The 20,787-nt window shown below is 61.4% G+C and carries 15 protein-coding genes and 1 pseudogene; 10 read left to right on the forward strand and 6 right to left on the reverse strand.

Translation table 11 applies throughout. From position 1 onward, the window contains the following. Positions 1-32: 32 nt before the first annotated feature. A complete protein-coding gene (locus tag CCGE525_RS21150) occupies positions 33-1,328 on the reverse strand; it encodes an ABC transporter substrate-binding protein (protein ID WP_120706009.1) in 1,296 nt (431 codons plus the stop codon). 162 nt (positions 1,329-1,490) lie between these two features. On the opposite strand from CCGE525_RS21150, the gene CCGE525_RS21155 reads away from it, so the two are divergent. The 4 genes from CCGE525_RS21155 (at position 1,491) to CCGE525_RS21170 (ending at position 6,230) form a co-directional block, all read left to right on the forward strand. Continuing rightward, positions 1,491-2,513 (forward strand): LacI family DNA-binding transcriptional regulator, encoded by a 1,023-nt coding sequence (locus CCGE525_RS21155; RefSeq protein ID WP_120706534.1) that lies wholly within the window; start codon positions 1,491-1,493, stop codon positions 2,511-2,513. Between the two features lie 42 nt (positions 2,514-2,555). After that, positions 2,556-4,412, forward strand: coding sequence for a DUF2264 domain-containing protein (locus CCGE525_RS21160; protein WP_120706010.1), 1,857 nt, complete (start codon positions 2,556-2,558; stop codon positions 4,410-4,412). After that, positions 4,409-5,434 (forward strand): hydroxyacid dehydrogenase, encoded by a 1,026-nt coding sequence (locus CCGE525_RS21165; protein WP_120706011.1) that lies wholly within the window; start codon positions 4,409-4,411, stop codon positions 5,432-5,434. The genes CCGE525_RS21160 and CCGE525_RS21165 overlap by 4 nt, the downstream gene beginning before the upstream one ends. A gap of 208 nt (positions 5,435-5,642) precedes the next feature. Further along, entirely contained in the window at positions 5,643-6,230 is a 588-nt protein-coding gene (locus CCGE525_RS21170) for a transglycosylase SLT domain-containing protein (protein ID WP_120706535.1), read from the forward strand. A 21-nt stretch (positions 6,231-6,251) separates the two neighbouring features. On the opposite strand, the gene CCGE525_RS21175 is transcribed toward CCGE525_RS21170, so the two are convergent. The 4 genes from CCGE525_RS21175 to CCGE525_RS21190 form a co-directional block, all read right to left on the reverse strand. Further along, positions 6,252-7,514 (reverse strand): Gfo/Idh/MocA family protein, encoded by a 1,263-nt coding sequence (locus tag CCGE525_RS21175; RefSeq protein WP_120706012.1) that lies wholly within the window; start codon positions 7,512-7,514, stop codon positions 6,252-6,254. 121 nt (positions 7,515-7,635) lie between these two features. Continuing rightward, positions 7,636-9,087: an enolase-like domain-containing protein gene (locus CCGE525_RS21180; protein WP_120706013.1), complete on the reverse strand. Its 1,452-nt coding sequence runs from the start codon at positions 9,085-9,087 to the stop codon at positions 7,636-7,638. Positions 9,088-9,358: 271 nt separating this feature from the next. Continuing rightward, positions 9,359-10,504 carry a Gfo/Idh/MocA family protein gene (locus tag CCGE525_RS21185; protein WP_120706014.1) on the reverse strand — a complete coding sequence of 382 codons (1,146 nt, stop codon included), beginning with the start codon at positions 10,502-10,504 and terminating at the stop codon, positions 9,359-9,361. A gap of 142 nt (positions 10,505-10,646) precedes the next feature. Next, entirely contained in the window at positions 10,647-11,345 is a 699-nt protein-coding gene (locus CCGE525_RS21190; RefSeq protein WP_120706015.1) for a TetR/AcrR family transcriptional regulator, read from the reverse strand. Between the two features lie 182 nt (positions 11,346-11,527). On the opposite strand from CCGE525_RS21190, the gene CCGE525_RS21195 reads away from it, so the two are divergent. The 6 genes from CCGE525_RS21195 to CCGE525_RS21220 all read left to right on the forward strand — a co-directional run bounded on the left by CCGE525_RS21195 (position 11,528) and on the right by CCGE525_RS21220 (position 17,965). Beyond that, the gene (locus CCGE525_RS21195; protein ID WP_120706016.1) at positions 11,528-12,814 is read left to right on the forward strand and encodes an ABC transporter substrate-binding protein; all 1,287 of its coding nucleotides are present in this window, start codon (positions 11,528-11,530) and stop codon (positions 12,812-12,814) included. Between the two features lie 37 nt (positions 12,815-12,851). Next, the gene (locus CCGE525_RS21200) at positions 12,852-13,787 is read left to right on the forward strand and encodes a carbohydrate ABC transporter permease (protein WP_414128284.1); all 936 of its coding nucleotides are present in this window, start codon (positions 12,852-12,854) and stop codon (positions 13,785-13,787) included. Continuing rightward, a complete protein-coding gene (locus tag CCGE525_RS21205; protein ID WP_120706018.1) occupies positions 13,780-14,664 on the forward strand; it encodes a carbohydrate ABC transporter permease in 885 nt (294 codons plus the stop codon). The genes CCGE525_RS21200 and CCGE525_RS21205 overlap by 8 nt, the downstream gene beginning before the upstream one ends. 73 nt (positions 14,665-14,737) lie before the next feature. Beyond that, positions 14,738-15,763, forward strand: coding sequence for a Gfo/Idh/MocA family protein (locus tag CCGE525_RS21210; RefSeq protein WP_120706019.1), 1,026 nt, complete (start codon positions 14,738-14,740; stop codon positions 15,761-15,763). Positions 15,764-15,770: 7 nt separating this feature from the next. Beyond that, complete coding sequence (locus tag CCGE525_RS21215; RefSeq protein ID WP_120706020.1) at positions 15,771-16,841, forward strand: Gfo/Idh/MocA family protein; 1,071 nt, start codon at positions 15,771-15,773, stop codon at positions 16,839-16,841. 44 nt (positions 16,842-16,885) lie between these two features. Beyond that, positions 16,886-17,965 (forward strand): ABC transporter ATP-binding protein, encoded by a 1,080-nt coding sequence (locus tag CCGE525_RS21220; protein ID WP_120706536.1) that lies wholly within the window; start codon positions 16,886-16,888, stop codon positions 17,963-17,965. 300 nt (positions 17,966-18,265) lie between these two features. Here CCGE525_RS21220 and CCGE525_RS21225 read toward each other — a convergent pair. After that, positions 18,266-20,738, reverse strand: a pseudogene (locus CCGE525_RS21225) (glycoside hydrolase family 2 protein). Between the last annotated feature and the right edge of the window lie 49 nt (positions 20,739-20,787).

A 20,787-nucleotide genomic window follows, 5' to 3' on the forward strand; every position in this document is an offset into this window, starting at 1 on the left:
GCCTGACCAGCACCTATATAGCTAGCTATCGATTAGCTCCTTTTGAGCTTTGCCTTCCCCTCGTCCACCAGCTTCTGCGCTGCTTCGGCAACCGTGATCTTGCCGAAAGCGAGCTGATCTGCGACCGGGCGCATGACGTTCTGGTCGAATTCGGTCGAGCCGAGCGGTGCGGGCACGGGATAGGCACCGACCTGATCCTTCAATAGATCGACATATTTCACCGTCTGCTGCTCGGTCGGATTGAGCGTCGGCAGGATGGCGGCGCGAACGGCCGGCGACATCGGCACGCCACGCTCGACGCCGAGAATCTTGCCGGCGTCGATATCATTGACGAAGAAGTCGATGAATTTCGCAGCGGCTTCGCCATTCTTGGTGGTGGCGCCGACGCTCCAGATCAGAGCGGGGCGGTAGTAGTGGCCGGAAGGACCATCCTTCTTTTCGCGCGGCAGAAGCGTGATGGCGAGCTTGCTTTTGACTACGAGCTGATAGCCGATGAGCTGGTTGGAATAGGCCATGCCCATGGCCGATTTGCCAAGCGCCAGGCTATTGCTCTCGATGACGTTCTGGTCGAGCGTCTGCACATCGGCGGAAACCGTACCGCCACGCTGGCGCAGATCTTCCCAATAGGCATACCATTCCTTGGCATCGTCGACACCGAAGCCGAGACCACCCTCGTCCGTGTAGAGGCTCTTGCCGCGCTGGCGCAGCCAGGCATCGAAGACATAGTTGTAGCGCGCGCCGTAAGGGCCGCCCCAATAGCTGCGCTTGCCGGACGCCTTGGTCATTTCCACCGCCAGATCGGCATATTCTGCCCAGGTCGTGGTTGAACCGGGCGGCGTCAGGCCGGCCTTCTTGAAGGCGTCCTCATCATAGAACAGCGCAAAGGAATTCAAACCGAGGCCGACGCCGTAGAGCTTGTTGTCGACTGTCGTCAGCTTCAGCATATCCTTGCCGAAACTGTCCACCTTCAGCGTCGAGGGCACGAACTGGTCGAGAGGCAGGCATGCGCCTCGCTTCGAATAGTCCGATATTGTGCTCGGCTCGAGCTGGAAGACGTCGGAAATGTCCTGGCTGGCCATGGCCGTCGCGAGCTTGGTCCAGTAGCCGTCGCCGCTAATGCTTTCGCCGACAACGGAAATATCGGGATTCTTGGTGTGAAACAGCTCGGCGACAGCGACCGTACGCTTGTTACGATCGGCTGAACCCCACCATGTCGCCCGCAATCGCGTCGAGTCGGCGAAGGCGGGAAGTGATCCGCCGGCACCGAAAGCAAGGCCTGCGGCGGCTCCGGCGGTTCCAATCATGAATGAACGGCGATTCATGCGCATGAGATTCCTCCTTCTCTTGCGATACCCATGATTTGCTATCCGCGACGATCTCCCGACGCCTTCTGCGGATGCATTCCATATGAAGATATGCAATTTATTTGCGGAGCGCAATAAACAATCTTTTTCTTGCAAATTTGCATGATTTTGCATAACTATTGCTGCATGAGTGAAATTCGATCCAAACGCATCAGGCAAGCCGATATTGCTAGCAGGGCCGGCGTCTCCGTCTCGACGGTGTCGCGGGTACTGACCAATGAGCCTGGGATCAGCGACGCGATCCGCCAACACATCTTCAAGGTTGCGAGTGACCTCGGCTATCCCCTGAAACAGGCCGCGGAAACCATGTCGGCCGCGCTGGCGTTGATCGCCAGCGACAGCGTCACGGGCGGCCTGAGCGTCTTCTACGAAGGCATTGTCGAGGGCCTGCGCGCCGAAGCGGCCGAACGCGGCATGCCGTTCGACATCCGTCTCGTCCGCGAAGCGAGGACGGCGCCGGACAATGTCAGAGAGTATCTCCAGACGGCGGGAGCCGAGGGTCTGTTTCTCGTCGGTATCGACCCCTCCGACGAGCTGCGCATCTGGCTGGAGGACAGCGGCACGCCGGTCGTGCTCGTCAACGGTACCGATTCAAGACTGCGCTTCGACGGCGTCTCCCCCTCGAATTTCTTTGGCGCCTATGCGGCGACCCGCCGGCTGATCGACGCCGGCCATCGCCGCATCCTGCATCTGACCGGTTCGCATCGCCAGACCATTCTCGAGCGCATCCGTGGCTTTGAAGCAGCGATTGCTTCCGTCGAGGGTGGTGAGGGCCGGCTTGTCCCGCTGACGTTCCGAGGCAGTGCCAGCGCCGAAGCCCATGCCGCCACCATCGCCGCCCTAGCAGAGGATCGCAGCTTTACCGCGGCCTTCTGCATGAACGATTTCGTCGCGGTCGGCGTGCTCGAAGCGATCATGGAAACCGGTCTGCGCGTGCCGGATGATTTTGCCATAGTCGGCTTCGACGATCTGCCGTGCGCGCTGATGACCAATCCGCGCCTGGCCACCATGCGCGTCGACCGCGTCGCCATCGGACGCGAAGCCATTGGCGTGATGACCGCCCGCTTCCGCAATCGCGAGGCGCCCGCGCGCCAAGTTTGCCATGCCGTCGTACCCGTCCCCGGCGGTACCCTCCCGCCCGAAACCTGATCCCGCATCTTTAGCGGCAACGACCGAAGAAGAGCCAGACCGATGACCTACGACCCCGCCAGCACCAACCCGCTCGCCGGCAATCCGCTGGAAAACCGCACCGATATGCGCCGCGCGCTGATCGACCTGTTCTATCCACTTCTGCCTTATTTTTCGAAGGGCAATGCCCGCGTTCGCATCGATGCCGCCGGCGCGCATTTCGATCGCGCCGCCGCCGATCTCGAGGGTTTTGCGCGTCCGCTCTGGGGCCTCGCGCCGCTCGGCGCTGGCGGCGGCGACTTTGCGCATTGGGCGCGCTATGCCGAAGGGATCGCCAATGGCGTCGATCCCAGCCATCCGGAATATTGGGGTACCGTCAACGGCCGCGATCAGCGCATGGTCGAACTCGCCGCCCTCGGTTTTGCGCTTGCCCTGGTGCCGGACAAGATCTGGGAGCCGCTCGATAACAGGGCCCGCAGCAATCTCATCGCCTACCTCAAGCATGCGCGCACCTTCGACTATGCCGACAACAATTGGAAATTCTTCCGTGTCCTCGTGGATATCGCCCTCGACCGGCTCGGCGCTGAGTTCGATCGCAGGCTGACGGAGGACTACCTCAGGGAATTGGACGGACTTTATATCGCCGATGGCTGGTATCGCGACGGCAATGTCCGGCGCATCGATCATTACATACCCTTCGCCGTGCATTTCTACGGGTTGATCTATTCCAAGCTCGTCGACGACGACCGCGCCAAGCGCTACCGCGAACGCGCAGTCCTGTTTGCCAAAGATTTCCGCCACTGGTTCGCGCCTGACGGCGCCACCGTGCCCTTCGGCCGGAGCCTGACCTATCGCTTCGCCTGCGCCGGCTTCTGGTCGGCGCTCGCCTTTGCCGATGTCGAGGCGCTCCCCTGGGGCGAGATCAAGGGGCTTTGCCTGCGCCACCTGCGCTGGTGGGCCGACAAGCCGATCGCCAATCGCGACGGCACACTGCCGATCGGCTACGGCTATCCCAACCTCCTGATGTCGGAAAACTATAATTCCGCCGGCTCCCCCTACTGGGCCTTCAAGGCCTTCCTGCCGCTGGCCCTCCCCGAGACGCATCCCTTCTGGACCGCCGAGGAAAAGCCGCCGGTCACTGAGCCTGCAATCGTGCCGCTCAAGCATCCCGGCATGGTGATGATGCATGGCAAAGCGGATGTCGTGGCGCTGTCTTCCGGCCAGGAAAACCTGCAGATGCGCTTCGGCCCGGAGAAATACGCCAAATTCGCCTATTCCGCCCGCTATGGATTCAGCGTCGAAAGTGATGAGCGCGCCTTTGCCGGCGGCGCCTTCGACAGCATGCTCGCCTTCAGCGACGATGGCCTGCATTACCGCGTCCGTGAGTCCAATGGAGAGGCGAAGCTCGCCGGCGATACCCTCTACGCCAAGTGGTCTCCCTGGCCCGATGTCACCGTCGAAACCTGGCTAATCCCCGCAGCACCCTGGCATGTCCGCCTGCACAAGATCGTCACGCCGCGGCCGCTGCAGACCGCCGAAGGTGGCTTTGCCATTGCCCGGCGGGATTTCGAGGCCGATACGCTCTCCTCGCAGAAAGGCGCGGCCTACGTCGTCGGCGAGACGGATTTCAGCGGCATTCTCGATCTCGGCTCGACTGTCCCGCGCGAAGGCCTGGCGCAAAAAGCGCCGCCGAACACCAATCTGATCGTCGCAAAAACGTTGGTGCCACAGTTGCGCGCTGCGATTCCCGCGGGCGAAACCATTCTCGTTTCCGCCATCCTCGCCGAGCACGATCCCGCCGCCGTCTCCAGCGCCTGGACGAAGCCGCCGGCAAAACCTGATATCGATGCCTTGCGCGCGCTGATCGCCGAAAAGGGCGTCACCGTCAGCGCCATCGAAGCGCCGGGACGGCTGGCATGACACCACCTGCTTCCAATCGGCCCGCCATCGCCTTCGCCATGATGCCGTCGCGCACGCAGCATGTCCTGACATCGGAACTAGTCCAGCAGCTCGATACGGTCGGCCGCGTCCTCGATGCCGCGCCTATGGAGCGCTTTGACGACGAAAGAGCAAGAAAGCTGCTTGCCGAGACGGAGATACTGATCACCTCTTGGGGTTCGCCGCACATAGACGCCGCGGTGCTGGCGCAGGCACCGCATCTAAAACTGGTGGCGCATGCGGCCGGTACTGTGAAGGGCCTGATCGAGGACAGCCTTTTCAACAAAGGCATATCGGTAAGCCACGCGGCGCAGGCGAATGCCCTGCCGGTCGCCGAATTCACCCTTGCCGCCATCATCTTTGCAGGCAAACAGGTCTTCCGCTTTCGCGATGCCTATGTCGCCGACCGTCACCGCGGCCGCACGCAGTCGATGCAAAGCCAGGCGATCGGCAACTATGGCCGAACAATCGGCATCATCGGCGGATCCCGCATCGGCCGGCGGGTGATCGAACTGCTGGCGCCGTTCGATTACAAGATCCTGCTCTGCGATCCGATGGTCGGCGAGGCGGAGGCACGGCGCCTCGGCGTCGAAAAGACTGAACTCGACGGCTTGATGGCCCGCGCCGACATCGTTTCGCTGCACGCCCCTTCGCTACCCGCGACACGGCATATGATCCGCGACCACCACCTGTCGCTGATGAAGCAAGGCGCGACCTTCATCAACACGGCGCGCGGCGCACTGGTCGATGAGGAGGCACTGCTCGTGACGCTGAAAACCGGCCGCATCGACGCGATCATCGACGTCACCGATCCCGAAATCCCGGAGGCAAGCTCCGCCTTCTACGAGCTGCCGAATGTCTTCCTGACGCCGCATATCGCCGGCGCAGTCGGCCTAGAGCGCACTCGCCTTGGCGAGATGGCGGTCGACGAGGTCATCCGCTTCATCGAGGGCAAGCCCCTGCTCTACGAAATCCGCCGCGACGACCTGGCACGCATGGCGTAAAGCCTCGGAATCATCACCAAACCGCCCCATTTCGGCACGCGCGGAAAACCCGTTTTTAATCATTCTGGGCTAGCAATCTCTTTGCGCATGCTCCCCAAGATTTCGGCTTCGAATTTTTGGAAGGACCATGCGCCAACAAGTTGTTGCCGCGTTCTATTCGCGTCCACAAGACGCGCGGCGCAGCAATGAAGAGGCTCAGGTTCTAGTTATGCGTACCCGTATCCTATCCATCGCAGCTGTACTGCTGCTTGCAGTGTTGGCAGGCTGCGCCACGGCTCCGTCCCATACCCGCAATGTCTGCGCGATCTTCGATCAGCGCGACGGCTGGTTCAATAATTGGCAGCGCGCCGCCGAGCGCACGGAGCGGGAATACGGTGTGCCCGTGCCGATCCTGATGGCGACGATCTATGCCGAATCCGGCTTCCAGCCGCGCGCCCGGCCGCCGCGCAGGAAGCTGCTCGGCTTCATTCCTTGGACGCGGCCGTCGAGCGCCTACGGCTATTCCCAGGCCCTTGACGGCGCCTGGGATCACTATCAGCGAGACACAGGCCGCTGGGGCGCAAGCCGGACCAACTTCGCTGACGCGATCGAATTCATCGGCTGGTATCACGCCCAGAGCCATGAGCGGAACGGCATCGCACTGAACGATCCCTATAATCTTTACCTGGCTTATTATGTCGGCTGGAAGGGCTATCAGCAGGGAGCCTGGCGTGGCAATGCCGAGCTGCAGCGCACGGCACAGAAGGTCGCCAGCATGTCGGCCCTCTATGCCTCGCAGTTGCGCAATTGCAATTGAGCCGACGCTCAAGGCAAGCTGCTAAGGCCGCGCCTCGAGCAAGTTGAGCCCCTCATCCTGACCCCAGATATCGGCGATCGATACCTGCTGGCCGCTTCGGCTGCTTTCCAGCGCTGCAATGCCGCAGAGAACCGAGAGCGCGCCTGCGCGGGAGCCCGCGCGCTGTCTCAATTCGTCATTCGGCCCGGACCGCAGCAGCATGTTGCGCAACCGGTCGTCGCCGCCATAGTGGCCACCCGAGGAATAGGGCACCCAGATGCGCTCGACGTCGCCGAAATTCTTCATGACGACGATCTCGTCGGCAGGCGGCGTCGTCCAATGCTGTTTTTCGTATTGGCGCAGCTCGATACGGCCCTTGTGGCCATTGAAGGCGATATGGTGGCCCTCGATCGGCATGTAGGTGTTCAGCGAATAGGAAACATTGACACCGTTGCGGTAACGGATCGAAGCGACCATCGTATCGGGAATATCGATGTCTTCGCGGAAGACGCAGGCGTCGCGGACATAACCATCGACCGTCGAGGGCTCTTCATAGAGGCTTTCGAGCAGCGGTGTGGCGCTGATGTCGAGATAATAATCGCACTCGTCTTTGTACCTGCAGGTGCGACAGCGCTCGCCGCGGAAAGGGCCTTTGCGGCCGTAATGCTTGAGATCGGCAAAGGCGGACACCGTTTCCGGATCGGAATCGAGATACCAGTTCAGAAGGTCGAAATGGTGCGTCGCCTTGTGAACGAAGAGACTGCCGGAATTTTCGACAAAAGCATGCCAGCGCCGAAAATAGTCGGCGCCGTGACTGGTATCGAGATACCAATGAAAATCGACCGAGGTGACATCGCCGATGACGCCGGAATTGATGAGTTCCTTGATCTTCGCTGCTGTCGGCGCGAAGCGATAGTTGAAGGACACGTCGACCCGCTTGCCCGTCCGTGCCTCGGCGTTGAGGATGCGTTTGATCTTGTCGACCGTCGTCGTCATCGGCTTTTCGCTGATGACATTGGCGCCGGCTTCCAGCGCCTTGACGATCAGATCGTCATGGGTTGAATCGCGGGTGCAGATGATGACGAGATCCGGCTTTTCGACCCGCAGCAGCTCGTCGAAATCGGTATAGACGGGCACCGAGGCGCCGATATACTCCAGCGCGCGCTTGGCCCGCATCGCGTTGAGATCACAAACGGCGACCAGCTCGACCTCATTGTTCCAGCGCTCGACCAGATCCTTGCCCCACATGGTGGCGCCGCGATTGCCCGTGCCGACCAGGGCATAGCGTTTCTTCGATGACGGCATTTGTTCCTCCAGAGTCTGGTTTTTCCTTCTCCCCTCGGGGAGAAGGTGCCCGAAGGGCGGATGAGGGGGAGCGCGGCAGATTCGAGGGCAGCCTTACGGTGCAATGCCCCCTCAACCCGCGCTACGCGCGACCTTCTCCCCGGTGGGGAGAAGGTGAGTAAGACGTCTCCATCGCGCTCCAGTCCGGCTCGATCGACGAACCGAGGCCGATCGCGCCGATGACCGAACCGATGGCAATCCTCCCACCCTCGATCTTCAGCCGCGTCCGCCCGTCGCGAACGGCGTAAAGATCGGAATGAGCCTGTGCGAAAGCCGCTTGCTCAGTCTCGGGTGCACCGGCCATGCCGTCGACATAGTGGTGGCCGTTGCGCTCGATATGGGTCATGCCGATCAGCGAGGCGAGCGCCAGATCCTGTTGTACGGCGAGGCCGCCCTGCGTTGTCAGGTCCTCCGCCGACATGAAATAGGCTGTGCCGTCCTCGGCGCTCCACTTGGCGACACGCGCCCGGTTCAGCAGCGAACGGTAGAAGCCCTTGCAGGATTTAGAGGAGATGCCGGTATAACCAAGCCGTCTGGCCGTGACGAAGGCGTTGATATCGGCGTCGGATTCATCGATCTCGACCGGCTTGAACGCCCCAAGCGCTCCTACGGGCTTTTCGAAGGCATGCGCACGGGCAATCGGCTGCTCGACAAACAGGATCGAAGCCGCAAAACGGGCGAGCCGCGGCTCAGCCTGGATGCGCGCCAGCAGATCGGCGACCGCTTCGGCGGAAACAAATTGCTCGTTGCCATCGAGCGTCACGGAATAGGCCGGCATCTTGGCATTGATGACAGCAGCAATGTGGCAAAGCCGGTCGATATCGGCATTGGGAACACCCGATACCTTCACCTTGAAAAAGGTCAGGCCATAGGCGTCGATGGCCTCTTCGAAACTTTCCGGCAGGCCGTCGTTCAGACGGTCGGCAGCCGGGATGTCGCTCGTCCTGATGGCATCGACCAGACCGACCGTGTGGCGCGCTGCAAGGCTCGCGGCCGGCGCCAATCCCGAGAGGAACCTCGGCAGGTCGAAACCTGCCAGATCGGGCGCCGTCGATGCATCGATGCCGGGACGATTGGCCCTGATCGCCTGTTCGACCGGCAGCCCTTCCAGCCGGCAGAGCGCATCGAGGACCGCCCGGTTAGCGAGCGCCAAGCCGAAGGACGCGACCAGGCCGTTCAGCATCTCGGCCGCGGCCCGCGCATGGTGGGTTGCTTCGACGGCGGAATGCAACGAGAAAGCCGTGCCCAACCCCGCGCATTTCAAGGCGTCCAGCGCCAGCGCCAGCGAGCGGCGAAGCTGGTTTTCATTGTCGGCGTTGGAGAGCTCGGGCGATTTGTCGAACCATTTCGGCACCATCAGCTCTGCTGCCATGCCGCTCGCCGAGCCGCCGCGATTGTCTTCGATGCGGACACGCAGAAAAATCTGCCGCGCCTCCCGCAGCGTCGCCGCGCCGAACCGAAAAGGAAGCCGCAATGTCACCGGCCGCTCATAGGTCTCGGCCTCGACAAGTCTGATCTTCAAGGGGTCGATCATGGCTTCAGACGGCTCCTGTGATTGTCAGGCGAGTCCGCCCATGCCGCTTCTGCGTGCCTGGCCCCTCACCCCAGCCCTCTCCCCGCAAGCGGGGAGAGGGAGCTCTATCCTGCCAAAAGCAATCTTCCGCGAAAAACGCGAGCGGTTGCTTTGCTCCGTCGTCCCCTCTCCCCGCACAGGCGGGGAGAGGGCTAGGGTGAGGGGCCAGGCGCGTAGATGCGACACCCACGGGATATCCTGACCATCCCATTGCTTCAGGAGCTACCATCCTTCAAATCTCCAACGGCTCGACATCCAGCCAACGGCGCTCCGCCCAGCTCTTCAAACCGAGAGAGGCGAGCTGCACGCCCTTGGCGCCTTCCGTCAGCGTGTAGCGCCAGGGCGCGTCTTCGAGCACATGGCGCAGGAACATTTCCCACTGGATCTTGAAGCCGTTGTCATAGACCTGATTGTCCGGCACTTCGTCCCAGGTGTTGAAGAAGTTGATGGTCTGCGGCTGATCCGGATTCCAAACCGGCTTCGGCGTGTTGACGCGATGCTGGGTCCAGCAGCGCGTCAGTCCCGCTACCGCCGAGCCATGCGTGCCGTCCACCTGGAAGGTGACGAGATCGTCGCGGCGGACGCGGACGGCCCAGGAGGAATTGATGTGGGCGATGACACCGCCTTCCAGTTCGAAGGTGGCGTAAGCCGCATCGTCGGCATCCGCAATATAAGGGCGGCCGGCCTCGTCGACGCGTTCGGGAATGTGGGTGGCGCCCAGGCAACTGATCGCCTTCACCGGCCCGAAGAGGTTGTCGAGCACATAGCGCCAGTGGCAGAGCATATCGAGGATGATGCCGCCGCCGTCTTTCTTGCGATAGTTCCACGAGGGCCGCTGTGCGGTCTGCCAGTCGCCTTCGAACACCCAATAGCCGAATTCGCCGCGCACGGAGAGAATCTTGCCGAAAAAGCCGCTGTCGCGCAGCATGGCGATCTTGCGAAGGCCCGGCAGAAACAGCTTGTCCTGCACGACGCCGTTCTTCAGCCCGGAAGCCTTGGCCTTGCGGGCGAGTGCTATCGCGGTGTCGAGATCGTCGGAGATCGGTTTTTCACAATAGATATGCTTGCCGGCATCCAACGCTTTCGAAATCAGCTCGGCGCGCATCTGAGTCGTCGCTGCGTCAAAGAAGATCGTGTCGTTGGGGTCGGCGAGCGCTCCGTCGAGATCGGTGGTCCAGCGTTCGATACGGTATTTGCGGGCAAGCTCTTCCAGCCGCGCCGCATTGCGGCCGACGAGGACCGGATCGGGCATGACGCGTTCGCCGTTCGACAACAACACGCCGCCTTCAGCGCGAAGCGCCACGATCGAGCGGATGAGATGCTGGTTCAGCCCCATGCGTCCCGTCACGCCATGCATGATGATACCAACGCGCTTCATGATCCCTCCTGGAATTTCTGGCCCGACTCCCTCCAGAGTCAGGAAAAGCAAAGGCTTGGTTGATCAACCAATGTAACTATATAGTTACACGATCGCGCGATATCTCCGGATTTGTCAATCGCCTTTCGAAAATTTCTGACAGTCATTTGGCCTTGATCGAGGCTAGGGTCACCGAAACGATGTGCTCGCCCCAGGCCTTCAGCGCTGCCGGCGCCGTCAGCTTTCGGGCGAAAATCGTCGATAGCGTATGGCGATTGGATAGATAGAAGAAACCGAGCGCGGCGATGGTAAGGTAAACGGACACCGGATCAATGCCCGGCCGGAAGATACCGGCTGCTTCACCTCGTCGCAGCACGTCGGCGAGCTCGTCGATGAAATGCGAATGCATCGCCGAAATCTTGTCGGAACGCTTCAGATAACGTGCCTCATGCAGGTTTTCGGTAACAAGCAGGCTCAAAAATTCCGGATGGTCGAGAAAATGATGCCAGGTGAACAGCGCAAGCTCCCGCATCCCTTCCTCGGGATCCCGGTGGGCAAGATCGAGATTCTTCTCGGCGCTGCGGATCGCCGCATAGGTCGCTTCCAGCACGGCGAGGTAAAGCCCCTCCTTGTCGCCAAAATAGTGATAGAGCATGCGCTTGTTGGTCTGCGCCCGCGCCGCGATCGCGTCCACTCTGGCGCCGCCGAAGCCATGGGCAGCGAATTCCTCCGTCGCCGCCTCCAGGATCGTCGCGTGGGTGCGCTGCGGATTGCGCAGCACTTTCTTCGGCGTCGTTTCCGCACCCCCGTAAGCGCCTGCTTTCGCTGATTTTTCAAATCCTTGCGTTGCTCTGGCCACCATGGACATTCTCCCTCTCCGATCTATCTCTTTCGCAACGGACGCCTCCAGCCTCAGCGCGGGTCGTTTTGATTGTGATACGATTGGCGCTTGACAGCGGTCGCGTTTCTATCCAACTTGTAACCAAATAGTTATATCATGCAAAGCAGTTCGTAAATCACCGGTTAACTGGGGAGGAGACCAGGATGACTTTGACGATCGATCGCCGGCAATTGCTTGCCGGCATGGCGGCCACGGTTGCTTTCAGCAGCATCGGGCTTGGCCGCGCCAACGCGGCAACCTCGATGCGCTTTCTGTGGTGGGGTTCGAAGGAGCGAACCGATCGTACGCTAGCGGCCATCAAAGCCTATCAGGGCAAGAATGCCGATGTTTCCATCGCAGGCGAGTCCTTCGGCTGGGACAATTACTGGACACGTCTGGCCACCCAGACGGCCGGCGGCAATGCACCCGACCTGATCCAGATGGACTATCGCTACATCTTTGAATATGCGCGCCGCGGCACGTTGCTCGACTTCACACCCTATATGGGCAAGAGCCTGGCGATCGATGATTTCGGCGCTCCGAACATTGATTCCGGCAAGGTCGACGGCAAGCTTTACGGCGTCAATCTCGGCGTCAATTCCAGCATGGCCGCCGTCAATACTGTCGCTTGGGCGGAAGCGGGCGTCGAGCCGATGCATGACGGCATGACCTGGGATCAATTTGCCGAGGCTTGCGCCAAGGTGACGGCTGCCGGCAAGCGCCGCGGCTTCTACGGCTCTCAGGACGCGAGCGGCGTCGAACCCTCTTTCGAGTGCTGGCTGCGCCAGCGCGGCAAGGCACTTTATACCAACGACGGCAAGCTCGCTTTCGAGGCCAAGGACGCCGCCGATTGGTTTGCCTTCTGGGGCCATATGCGCGACATCAAGGCTTGCGTGCCGGCCGATGTTCAGGCGCTTGATCAGCTGACGATCGAGACGAACATGATTGCGCTGCGCAAGGCAGCCGTTTGCTTCGCCCATTCCAACCAGTTCATCGCCATTCAGGGCCTCGGCAAGGAAAAGCTCGACATCTTCGCCTATCCGAACCCCGGCCCCGGCGGCAAACCCGGCCAATATCTGAAGCCGTCGATGCTGATGTCGGTTTCGGCGACATCGGCCAACAAGGACGCCGCCGTCGCCTTCGTCAACTATCTGGTGGAAGACCCCGATGGCACCAAGGCACTCGGCGTCGAGCGCGGCGTTCCCGCTTCGTCCAAGATCCGCGGGCTGCTGACGCCGGATCTCGATGCCGCAAGCAAGCAGGTCGTCGACTATATCGGCCGCCTGACGCCGCAGGTCGGGGCGCTGCCGCCGTCCCCGCCGAACGGCGCCGGCGAAAATGCCTTCCTGCTGAAGAAGATCGCCGAGGAAGTGGCCTTCGGCAAAACCAGCGCACAGGACGCTGGAACGAAGTTCGTCGAACAGGCGGCGGCAAACGTAACGCGAGGCTGATACCGTGGGTACAAACCGCAACAGCGTTGCCGGTGGCTTGGCCATCGGCGCGAGCGCGCCAGTGCGCGTTGAAACCTATCAGAAAGCGCCGAGCGCCTTTGCGCGCAATGCGCCGGGTTATCTGTTTCTCCTGCCCTGGTTCATCGGCTTCTTCGGCCTGACCCTCGGGCCGGCGCTCGTGTCGCTGTATTTGTCCTTCACCGACTATAACCTGCTGCAGGCGCCGCATCTTGTCGGATTGGACAATTATGCGCGCATTGCCACAGGCGACGACAAGTTCATCTCCTCAATGAAGGTGACGCTGTTCTATGTCGTCTGCTCGGTTCCGCTGAAGCTGGCCTTCGCACTGATGGTGGCGCTGTTGCTCAACCGCGGCATTCGTGGCCTGCCGATCTATCGCGCCATCTTCTATCTGCCGTCACTGCTCGGCTCCAGCGTCGCTATCGCCGTGCTCTGGCGGCAGATTTTCGATGGCGACGGCGTCGTCAACACGCTGCTGTGGTACGTGCTCGGCATCAACGGCCCGAGCTGGATTTCCAACCCCAACTATTCGCTCTACACCCTCATCATTCTGGCGATCTGGCAGTTCGGCTCGCCGATGATCATCTTCCTTGCCGGCCTTCGGCAGATCCCGACCGATCTCTATGAGGCGGCCAGCCTGGACGGCGCGTCGAAGGCGCGGATTTTCTTCAAGATCACCCTGCCGCTGCTGACGCCGGTCATCTTCTTCAACGCCGTCGTGCAGACCATCGATGCCTTCAAGGCCTTCACGCCGGCCTATGTCATCTCCTCCGGCACCGGCGGTCCGATCGACTCGACGCTGTTCTATACGCTGTACCTCTACCAGGAAGCCTTCGGCTATTTCCGCATGGGCTATGCCGCCGCCCTTGCCTGGGTCCTGGTGATCATCATCGCGGTCTTTACTGCCTTCTCCTTCCTCTCCGCTCGTTATTGGGTCCACTACGATGACTGACGCGAAGCTCACCCACTTTCCCGACGATCTGAACCCGCCGCGCGAACGGCCCTGGTTCTTGTCCCTCATCATCCATGTTGCCCTGGTCGGCGCATCGATCGTGATGCTCTACCCGCTGCTCTGGATGCTGTCCGGCTCGATCAAAGACCAGAACGAAATCTTCGGCACCGCCTCGCTGATCCCGTCGCAGTTCGATTTCAGCTCCTTTGCCCGCGGCTGGTTCGGTGGACAGGTCACCTTTGGTACCTTCGTCTGGAATTCGGTGGTCATCGCCGTCCTCTCCGTCATCGGCAACGTGATCTCATGCTCGCTCGCCGCCTATGCCTTCGCGCGGCTGAATTTCTGGGGCAAGAATTTCTGGTTCGCGCTGATGCTGGGCACGCTGATGCTGCCCTATCATGTGACGCTGATCCCGCAATATATCCTCTTCCTCAAGCTCGGCTGGGTGAAAACCATGCTGCCGCTGGTCGTGCCGAAATTCCTGGCGGTCGATGCCTTCTTCATCTTCCTGATGGTGCAGTTCTTCCGCGGCATTCCGCGCGAACTCGATGAGGCGGCGATGATGGACGGATGCAGCCCCTGGCGCATCTATTGGCGCATCATGCTGCCGCTGTCGCTGCCGGTTCTCGCCACCGCCGCCATCTTCTCCTTCATCTGGACCTGGGACGATTTCTTCGGCCCGCTGATCTACCTCTCCGACATCAACACCTACACGGTGCAGCTTGGTCTACGCTCTTTCGTTGACTCGACGGGAAGCTCCGACTGGAGCAGCCTGTTCGCGATGTCGAGCATCTCGCTGATCCCCGTCTTCCTGATCTTCCTGTTCTTCCAGAGGCTGCTGATCGACGGCATCGCGACCGCCGGCCTCAAACGCTGACACGAACCGTACGGTCCCGAATGCCCAAGATTTGGGACCGTAACCAAAGAAACTTACTGAAAGGAAATGTCGCATGAGCGCTCTGCGCTTTGCCGCCATCGGCCTCAATCACGATCACATCTACGGCCAGGTCAACGTCATGTTGCGGGCCGGCGCCGAGCTGGTCGCCTTCCACGCCGTGGAGGACGATCTCGCTGCCGTCTTCGCCGGACGATTTCCCCAGGCAAGACGCGTCGCCAACAAAATGGAAATCCTGGAAGACAGCTCCATCGCGCTGATCGTCAGCGCGGCGGTTTCCAGCGAGCGGGCCAGCCTTGCCATCGAGGTCATGCGGCACGGCAAGGACGTGATGCTCGACAAGCCCGGCATGGTGACGCTGGATCAGCTCGCCGAAGTGCGCAGGGTACAGGTCGAGACCAAGCGCATTGTCTCCATCCTCTATTCCGAACATTTCGAGACTGCATCGACGGTCAAGGCGGGCGAGCTGGTCAAGGCCGGCGCCATCGGCAAGGTCATCCACACGACCGGTCTCGGGCCGCACCGGCTACGCAAGCCGACCCGGCCGGAATGGTTCTTCGACCGTAAGCGCTACGGCGGCATCATCACCGACATCGCTTCGCATCAATGCGAGCAGTTCCTGTTCTTCGCGGACTCCCTCGAAGCCGAGATTCTGTCGGCGACGGTTTCCAACCGCGCCAACCCCGACACGCCCGGCCTGCAGGATTACGGCGACTTCCATCTGCGCACGCCCGATGTCACCGGCTATGTCCGTGTCGACTGGTTCACACCGGACGGCCTTTCCACCTGGGGCGACGGCCGCCTTTTTATCGTCGGCACCGAGGGCACAATCGAGCTGCGCAAATATATCGACGTCGCCGGTCGCCCCGGCACCGATCATCTCTTCCTCACCGACCGCAAGGGCATGCAGCATATCGATTGCAGCGGTGTCGAGCTGCCCTATGGCCGGCAACTGGCTGCCGATATCAGGGACCGCACCGAAACCGCGATGGGACAGGACCATTGCTTCAAGGCCATGGAGCTGGCGCTCAAGGCTCAGGTCCTCGCCGAAGCGACAGCCCTCAACAGCGTACAAAGGTAATTTACACATGTCCCACGTAAAGAAAGTTGCGGTCATCGGTCTCGGCATCGGCCGTTCCCATATTGTCGAGGGCTATCTGCCACATCCCGACCGCTTCGAAGTCGCCGTGCTCTGCGATCTCAACGAAGAGCGCCTGAACGCCATCGGCGACGAATTCGGCATTACGAGGCGCCTCAAGGATTTCGTCGAGGTCCTGAACATGCCAGATATCGACATTGTCGATATCTGCACGCCACCCGGCTCGCATTTCGAGTTGATCCTGCAGGCACTCGCCGCCGGCAAGCACGTGGTCTGCGAAAAGCCGCTGGTCGGCTCGCTCGCCGACGTGGACGCGATCATCGCGGCAGAGAAGACGGCGAAGGGCAAGCTGATGCCCATCTTTCAATACCGCTATGGCGACGGCATCCAGAAGGCGAAGCGCATCATCGAAGCCGGTATCGCCGGCAAGCCTTACGTCGCCACCTCCGAAACCCATTGGGTCCGTACCGGAGAATATTATGCGGTTCCCTGGCGCGGCAAATGGGCGACCGAGCTTGGCGGCGTGCTGATGACGCATTCGATCCACCTGCACGATATGCTGACCTATCTGATGGGGCCGATATCAGGCCTCTTCGGCCGCGTCGCCACCCGCGTCAATGATATCGAGGTTGAGGATTGCGCCAGCGCCAGCCTGCTGATGGAGAACGGCGCGCTTGCGACGATCAGCGCGACGCTCGGTTCGCAGGAACAGATCAGCCGCCTGCGCCTCGCTTTTGAAAATGTCCTGATCGAGAGCAACCACGAACCCTACAGCCCCGGCCAGGATCCGTGGAAGATCGTTCCGGCGAATGACGAGATCGCCGCGAAGATCGATGCGCTGCTGGCCGATTGGACGCCGATCCCGATCCGCTTCAACACGCAAATGAAGCTGTTCCATGAAGCGCTGGTGTCGGGTGGTCCGCTGCCGGTCACAACAGTCGACGCCCGCCAGGCGCTGGAGCTTGTCACCGCATTTTATGAATCGTCGGAAACCCGCACCGAAGTCCGCTTTCCGGTCGGCCCCGAAAGTACGAAATACAAGAGCTGGAGGCCCGCATGACGACGGCCCTGCGAGCCATCAGGACGAACAAGGAGGAAGCGCCCATGGCGACAAGCGTCTCGCTGCAGAAGGTTATCAAGCGTTATGGCGAGCTCGAGGTCGTCCACGGCATCGACCTGGAAATCGAGCCCGGGGAATTCGCCGTTTTCGTCGGCCCGTCCGGCTGCGGCAAGTCCACGCTGCTGCGCATGATCGCCGGCCTGGAGCCGATTTCGGGCGGCGCGCTCTATCTCGACGGCAGCCGCATGAACGACGTCCCCGCCTCCAAGCGCGGCATCGCTATGGTCTTCCAGTCCTATGCGCTTTATCCGCACATGTCGGTGTACAAGAACCTTGCCTTCGGCCTGGAAACGGCGGGCATGAAGAAGCAGGAGATCCAGCCCCGCGTCGAAAAGGCCGCCGAGATCCTCCAGATCAAGCAGCTCCTGCAACGCAAGCCGAAACAGCTCTCGGGCGGCCAGCGCCAGCGCGTCGCCATCGGCCGCGCCATCGTGCGCGAGCCGAAGATCTTCCTCTTCGACGAGCCCCTATCCAATCTCGACGCTGAACTGCGCGTGCAGATGCGCGTCGAGATCGCCCGCCTGCATCAGAGGCTCGGCAATACCATGATCTACGTCACCCACGACCAGACGGAAGCCATGACCATGGCTGACAAGATCGTGGTTCTGAATGGCGGCAACATCGAACAGGTCGGCGCGCCGCTCGATCTCTACAACAAGCCACGGAACAAATTCGTCGCCGGCTTCATCGGCTCGCCGAAGATGAACTTCCTGGACGCAAAGATCGTCGCCTCCGACGACGGCTCCGCCGTCATCGACCTCAACGGCCAGACCATTCGCCTGCCGCGGCGGCTAGGCGGTCTCCAGCCCGGACAGGCCGTCACCCTCGGCGCCCGCCCGGAACATCTGAACGTCGGCAATCGCGGCCTAGCGCTTGGCGATGCCCGCGTCGACCTCGTCGAGCACCTGGGCGGCCAGACGATCCTCTACGCTACGCTGCATGGCGGTCAGTCGCTGACGGTCGCGCTCGAGGATCAGCAGGCCATCCGCGCCGGCGAGACAGTCAGTATCCATATCGATCCCGAGCGCTGCCATCTGTTTGGGCCGGATGGAAAGACATTGTAGTGCGAGCGAAAGCGGGGCTTATCTCGCCCCTGGCGGGCGAGAAAGCAATTTCACTGGTTTAGGAATTGCGATACCGGGGGGTCTACATCTTCTAAGGCCCAGCGCAATTTCTAAGCCATTGAAATTGCAAGAGAGGGGGTCCGTGTCTTGCACCGACATGCCGGGAGTCTCTTTCGTCCCTGCCTACCCCCGCTCTTGTAAAAACTAAGAATTAGACGAGGGACAGGCCCTCGCCTAATCCTAAGTTTTTACTTTCTCGCCCGCCAGGGGCGAGATAACCCTGCGCTTACCGTCCCTTGATCACACTTCGACTATCCGCCGGCCACCCAAGGTTCTGATCTGACCGGTCGGAACAGTCTCTACCGAAATTCCAGATCTCGGATAAAGCCTCAACCGCCGCGTCACACCTGGCGACAGGTGAAACCAGTCATCCTCCGCTCGATGGGCTTCGAAATCGATCTGCACCGATTGCGCCAGCCGGTCGCTGCGCAGATCAAGGAACCAATGATCGTCTTGCTGCGCGACGGAAGCGGTGATCTCGGCCTCGTGAAAGGCTTTCGTCCTGCCCAAAGGGAAATAGAAAGCCTCTGCAATCAGCGCCCCAGTCTCGGGCGCTGTAAGACGCGCCACCGTAACGTCATGCGACGGCGGGCCGAAGCGGAAGGCATAGGTCGTGTCGAAGAAGGCGCCGAAGAGATCGGTGCAGGCGATCTTGTGCTTGCCGCGGGCTTCGACCGACAATTCCCGCTTGCCGCTGACCACGGTCTGCCGGCCGTCGCGCAGGCAGACCACATCGAGATCGAGGTCGAGGGCTGCATCAGTCTCGTTGATGACATGCACATCGAGGCCATTGGTACCTTCGTCGGTGAGCAACACCTGCACCGGCCGGAAAGCTCGGCGGAGCGCATACCATATGGGTTTCGGTTCACCGGTCGAATCGATCACCCCCCAGCCGGGGCCGGGCAGCAGATCCTGCAGCGTCCAGACAAGGGCACCATTGCAGCCGGAGCCCTGCCGTCGCCATTCGGCATAGGTCTCTTCCGCGACTTCGCCGGTAACAGCCCGCGACAGATCGAGATAGAAATCTGGATCCTCCCGCCGCAGCCGGTCCGGCTCGAAGCCGTAGAGCTCGCGCAAATAGTGATCGCGCACATCCTCGAAATCCCAGGAAGCACCGCGGTCGCGCGGCACCCGCTCTTTCCATAGCGGGCTATGGACTGCCGGCACCGGCAAATGCCGCGCCAGCGTCCGGGCCTGCGGCACATGTGCGAAAGCCAGGCTCTCGGCCGCAAAGCGGACGTCGGCACGCCGCGCATCGCCAAGCGGCCGCATATAGGCGCCGACGCCATAGTAATGCGTCACCCCCGCATTCGGAGAAAAACGGCATGGCGCCACCCGAGGGAGAATTGACGACATAGGGTACATCGGGCCGCAGGGATTGAACGACCATCGGAATGATCTCCTCGACGATCGGGCTTGCCCAGAAGCGCTCCGGCAGGCCCATCATGGCCGCCTGCTGGTGGATCTCGCTGCCGCCGCAAAGCACGGCAATCGAAGGCGACAGGCGTGTGCCGGAAAGAAGCTGCGCCGCTTCCGCCTCGACATGGGCATTGAAAGCCTTGTCGTTCTTTGGATAGTCGAAATTGGCGAGCATGAAATCCTGCCAGACCAGCAGGCCAAGTTCGTCGCAGAGCTGGAAGAACTCGGAGGTTTCATAGGCCATGGTGCCGCCGATGCGGATCATGTTCATGCCGGCCTCTGCCGCCAGCCGCAGCCAAGGCTCGTAGTCGGCGCGACTACCCGGCAGGCGGGCGATATCAGCCGTCGTCCAAACGGCGCCACGGCAGAAAACGCGTTCGCCATTGACGACAAGTGCAAAATCCTGACCGTCCGCTCCGCGATCGACCGCGAGCCGGCGGAAGCCGGTGCGCCCGAGCGGATGCTCGACGCCATCGACGATCAGCGCGACATCATGAAGATAGGGCGTTCCGTGGGTGTGCGGCCACCATGGCGTCACGCCGGGGATTTTCAGGATCGCCGTGCAATGGCCGCTATTGTCTTTCTCGAAGGCCTGTTCGACATCGCCACAGCGAAGCACGATCTCGCCGACCTGCCCCTGGATCGAGAGCGAGCCATAAAGCCGGCCCTCGCCGTCCTCCAGGAGGTCCGGACGCAGCGAAAGATCGCGAATGACGGGACTATGCGGACGCTGCAGCGAAATCGGACGCCAGGGGCCGACAGCATGGATCTCCGGGCACCAACCGGGCATGTGGCCGAGCAGAGTCGTGCGCACCAGGCGCAGCCCCTGCGGCGTGATCATCTGCGGCCGCCACCGGGCTCTTGGGCCTGGTTCGGCAAGGCGCGGCTCCAGGGCACGAAAGCACAGTGCCAGTTCGTCGCCGCCAAGCAGATGGACGGCAAGTTCATGTGACTCGAACATGCTCTCGGAGACCAGGATTTTTCTGCCGTTCAGAAAGACTTCGCAAAGTGTCGCCAATCCCCCGAGCCGCAGAACGGCGTTGCCGGGGTCGGCGTCGACCAATCGGCAAAGATACCAGGCGTCCTTGTCGTTCAGCGGATGGGGGTGCTCTCGGTTGAAAAGCCCCGCCTTTTCCAACGCCCCAGCCACGGTGCCCGGCACCAGTGCCGGGATGAACCCGGCCGAAAACGGCACGTCCGACGGCGAGGCGCAGGCGCCAGCATCCGTCAGAACCAGGTTCCACCCTTCGCTTAGCAGCGTCTCGCCGCCAAAGCTTGCCAAACGCCCGTGCATTGGATCTCCCAGCTCAAAACATGATCCCAAAAAGTCCAAAGCAATTTTT

This window comes from Rhizobium jaguaris, assembly GCF_003627755.1.
Taxonomy (GTDB): domain Bacteria; phylum Pseudomonadota; class Alphaproteobacteria; order Rhizobiales; family Rhizobiaceae; genus Rhizobium; species Rhizobium jaguaris.